The following is a 4374-nucleotide window of genomic DNA, read 5'->3' as shown; positions in this document are numbered from 1 at the left end:
GCACCGGATATTTCCGCTGTACCAAACGGACGGAAAACAAAGGCTGTCCGGGCTGCGGGAAAATCCGCAAAGAAGAATTTGAGCAATTCATTTTCTCGGCCATGCAGGAGAAGTTCAAGGACTTTCAGATACTCCACGGCAGGGAGGAAAAAGTCAATCCGAAGCTGACCGCCTATCAAGTGGAGCTGGCACAGGTGGAGGCAGAAATTGAAAAGCTGCTGGATATGCTGACCGGAGCCAATGCGACCTTGCTTGCCTACGCCAACAAAAAAATTGAAGAACTGGACACCCGACGCCAGACCATTTCAAAGGCAATCGCCGAATTGAGCGTTGAAACCATATCTCCCCAGCAGATAAAGAAGTTATCCTATTATCTCGACAACTGGGACAGCATAGATTTTGACGACAAAAGAAAAGCCGCCGATGGTTTGATCTCTACGATCAAGGCCACCAGCGACCGTATTCAGATAGAGTGGAAAATCTGACATTTCCGCTCTATCGCCCCTCATTTCTATTTTATCTTGTTTGTACCCCTTGTACACCGATGTTTCTATTTCTTCATAATCCTCCATCAGCACTTGATTCATTCTGACATATTGCCCATTATTGCTCGGTTGTACTTTAAGCCCTATATAGCCATTATATTTATTCCATTTTCCACAGAATGCGATTATTTTCTGATATAATTCAGTTTCTTGCAAAAACACAGTCCGCTGAAGCAGATCTTTTAAAGCTATATCAAATTTGTCTGACAATATAAGATATTCTGTTTTTATACCTACAAAAGGATCTTCCAACAAAAAATCCAGAATTTTATACCTCAATATCAACTCTACAAAATCATGCCGAATTATGTCTAAACTGCTATAAGCAATATCAAATTGATCTTGGATTCCATCCGTATTGATAAACGGATAATAACGTTGCAGTATTCGTGCATCAGACTTCAAAAATGCACTGATCTCCTCCCAGTAGACTACTTCAACAGAAAACAAATTATGGCTTTGCCGATATTGATTTTTTTCGAGCACATACTTTTGAATCTCTCCATCCGTCTTAGCGCCAATCGCAATTATGAAATGAGAAATCTCCGGTTTAAACTCCTCTGCGCCCTGAATCCACTGATCTATCATCGAAATTGAAACAGACATATCTTGATAATTCTTACACTGAATTGCCACCACCCCATTGGAGCCTGTACTAACAACATCAACGCCATACTGTTTCTGCCCAGGTCGTGCAAATAAGCATGCCATTCCTGGATATATGCAATTACAGTAATCCCTCATCAATTGTTCAAACTCTCTCGCATCCTGAGGCGGTGTTAATTGAAATGAAGCTAATGACGGCACAATATCAACTCCTTTGTTTTACATTCGTCTATTGCTCAGCCTGTTTTTAAGTAAACGATGAAAAACTATCCATTGAAATTTTACACATTTTAGGCTGCCAGAATTAATACAGCAATTCCCACCAATCCTATAAAATCCACATACCATGCATTCTTAAAACACTTATATTTTTGAACAATAATTTTAGCATTGTATGTTATTTCATCCGCATAATCTATTTCTCTTTTTAAAAGCTCATCTTCCGTTTTCACTGTATCTTGATACTTTTTGTATAGAGCTATTAAATAACTTTCTTTCGAATACTTTGCAATGTCTTCATAAAAAAGCAAATTATCATTTTCTTTTATAACGCCTGTTTCTTCTTTACATTTTCCCTTATCAGGCTTAAACGATTTTAAAGCTATGATTGTTGATATTACTATTGCAAGATTCACACCATAAAATAATATGTTCTTACCAGCATTCTCTGTACTCCCCCATGTTACTGCTAACATTGCTATATTAAACGCCATCAATGCAGCGTTTTTTGCTTCTGCAAAATTTAACCAACTATTAACATTCGAAAATATTGTTTCCAACATCTCTACTATAGAATTATCATTCATCTGTATTTCCATACATCTCCTCCATTTTTGCAAATGCCAGCTTTAATGTGTTTTTAAAATCTTTAACAGTGTCTTCCTTAAAGGTATCAACTTCTTCTCTCGAAATCCAGCGCACTTCGGAATGTTTTTCATTTTCTTTAAAATCGCTTTTCTTATACGTTTCGACTACTTCAGCTAATGAAATGACTCCCTTATCTTTTCCTTGTTCACTTTCCACTTCATACAATGCCAACGGTATCGGCTGCTTATCTTCTCTTTCTTCATCACAAACAACTTTTATCTTAACCCCGAAATCATTATAATATTCCTGCTCAATCTGTTCATTTAAGGATCTTTCTAAAACCGCTTTTGCACACCCAAATTCCCACTTATCTGGGTATTTTTCTCTTTTACTTGATCGTTTCATTATTAATATTTTCTTCGTAGATTTATCATAGCATACCGCCACACAATGAAGTCTCAAGAAAAATTTGGGTTCTAACAAATTTCCTTTTGCCGTTTGTGTTGTCGGTGAATCTTCTATAATTTTATCCATTTTTACAAATTTATGTATCAAATTCTGATCAGACAAAATTTTATTTAATGCATTATAAACATTATAATACATCTCTTTTTTTAATACTGAATTTTCTCTGTTAGAAAAATACTCTTTTGTTAATTCATTTTCTTCTGTCTCATCATAAAAAAAACTGTCCTCAAACTGTATGTTTTCAGCATATTTGGGATCGTGATACCAAATAATAGGATATAATCTATTCTGCCAAATTCCTCTCAAAGTTTTGTATGTAATGATATGTATATTTTTCAAATAGTCTGTATCCTTTGCTAAGATGTACGCAAGTTCAAAACTTATAACCATTCTTCTATTTTCAGTCTCTTTTTTTATTCTGAATCCAGCATCAATGTCATTTCCCAGAAATTCAATAAGCCCATACCCTTCTCTTAATTTGTATCTTTCCAGCAAATTATCATATCGTTCTATTTGTTGTACATTTTCACCCACAATTGCAATCCATGCAGCTGCTTTTAGCGAAATAACATTTTGCATTTTCATTAAAAGCTTCTTATCATTATCGATTTCCAATTCATCAAAAAATTGACCATTTTTTAACTTAAGTACAAAAATATTAAGGATCTCAAATATTTTATCTGTATATACGAAAAAATCCTTGTTTTCTTTTATCGGGATTATGAAAACTATTTCATCCCCTAAAACTCTCCACATCTCTGCACCTGGCATAAGTTTCATTACGCTTGCTTGTATTTCTTTAAATAAAGAAATAATCACATTATACCATCCTGTGTAGTTGATTGTTTTATACAACGATGAATTTACGATATCAAACGAAAAGAATAGCTCAACTGTTCGTCGAGCTATTTCCATTTTTTTCGTTTCATTCAGTTCCTGTATTAATTCTCTATATCTGCTTAATCTCTGAGTTTGATCTACCATCTTAAATACCCCAAAAATTTTCCTCTATTCGCTGCCGCTTCTATCGATACGTTAAAATATTCTGCTATTTTAGATGTATCAACCATATTTCCCTCTGCCACTTTGTTTAATACAGCAAGATATTCTGTCGCCGGCATTAAAAAAGCTGCCGCAAACTCATTTGCTTGATATTCCTTTTCTGAATTTCCAATTCGATGATAAATATTATTCTCCTGTTTTTCCCACAATTCATTATTGGTTCGATAACCCATGTGAAGAAAAAGATGGCCTAATTCATGTGCTATTGTAAAACGTTCTCTTTTTTCATCTTGAAAAGGAGATACAATAATTTTAAATCCATTTCCTTCTTTCTCAACGGCACCATCAGAAAAAAAAGCTTCCTTCTGGATAGTACCACCTAGCTTTTCAACAATTTCATCAATATTTCCAATTGGTACAGATATATTGTACGCACTCAATACATCTTCCGCTAATGAATTAATCATTCTTCTAGTAGAATTATCCATTGTCACTTTTCCTTTCCTCTATAATGTCAATATATTATAACACAGTTTCTTTTATATATTCAATACCACTTATTCTTATATATAATTTTTTTACGACTATAGCATTTCCATAAATTAGTGCATATATCCACACGCATGGAACCACCCCTCACAATCCGTATGCCTTATCATTTCCAGAGCTTTTTTTACAGCTTCAGGCAGCTCAGAAGCGACACGTACTTTTTGTTTTCTAAGAATCGCTTTCATTTTTGACCACATTTTCTCTATTGGGTTCAGGTCTGGACTGTACGGTGGTAGATAAGCATAGTGAATTCCTGCTTTATCCAGATATGATCTGAATACCTATAAAGTAAGCGCAAAATATTGCTACGTTACTCATGAATTACGCTTGCACCAAAATGATAGATGCAAGCGTTTTACTCTATTTTAGTTTTGACAGTTCGTTTTCGCAGTCTCGC

General features: G+C 34.8%; 4 protein-coding genes and 2 pseudogenes. 1 reads left to right on the top strand and 5 read right to left on the bottom strand.

The features are described 5' to 3' along the window. Positions 1 to 485: pseudogene (locus DW965_RS18225) on the top strand (zinc ribbon domain-containing protein); the annotation flags it as partial. 558 nt (positions 486 to 1043) lie between these two features. Here DW965_RS18225 and DW965_RS22740 read toward each other — a convergent pair. The 5 genes and pseudogenes from DW965_RS22740 to DW965_RS22735 form a co-directional block, all read right to left on the bottom strand. Then, positions 1044 to 1256 (bottom strand): annotated as a pseudogene (locus tag DW965_RS22740) (restriction endonuclease); the annotation flags it as partial. 185 nt (positions 1257 to 1441) lie between these two features. Continuing rightward, complete coding sequence (locus DW965_RS18220) at positions 1442 to 1969, bottom strand: Pycsar system effector family protein (RefSeq protein ID WP_117760949.1); 528 nt, start codon at positions 1967 to 1969, stop codon at positions 1442 to 1444. Beyond that, positions 1950 to 3410 carry a hypothetical protein gene (locus DW965_RS18215; RefSeq protein ID WP_117760947.1) on the bottom strand — a complete coding sequence of 487 codons (1461 nt, stop codon included), beginning with the start codon at positions 3408 to 3410 and terminating at the stop codon, positions 1950 to 1952. Before DW965_RS18215 ends, DW965_RS18220 begins: the two co-directional genes overlap by 20 nt. After that, complete coding sequence (locus DW965_RS18210) at positions 3404 to 3916, bottom strand: ImmA/IrrE family metallo-endopeptidase (protein ID WP_117760945.1); 513 nt, start codon at positions 3914 to 3916, stop codon at positions 3404 to 3406. Before DW965_RS18210 ends, DW965_RS18215 begins: the two co-directional genes overlap by 7 nt. Before the next feature lie 114 nt (positions 3917 to 4030). After that, positions 4031 to 4243: a transposase gene (locus tag DW965_RS22735; RefSeq protein WP_119188555.1), complete on the bottom strand. Its 213-nt coding sequence runs from the start codon at positions 4241 to 4243 to the stop codon at positions 4031 to 4033. Between the last annotated feature and the right edge of the window lie 131 nt (positions 4244 to 4374).

Source organism: Blautia sp. AM47-4, assembly GCF_003479865.1.
Taxonomy (GTDB): domain Bacteria; phylum Bacillota; class Clostridia; order Lachnospirales; family Lachnospiraceae; genus Fusicatenibacter; species Fusicatenibacter saccharivorans.
The sequence above is the reverse complement of the archived record's forward strand: the minus strand, read 5'-3'. Positions and strand labels throughout refer to the sequence as shown.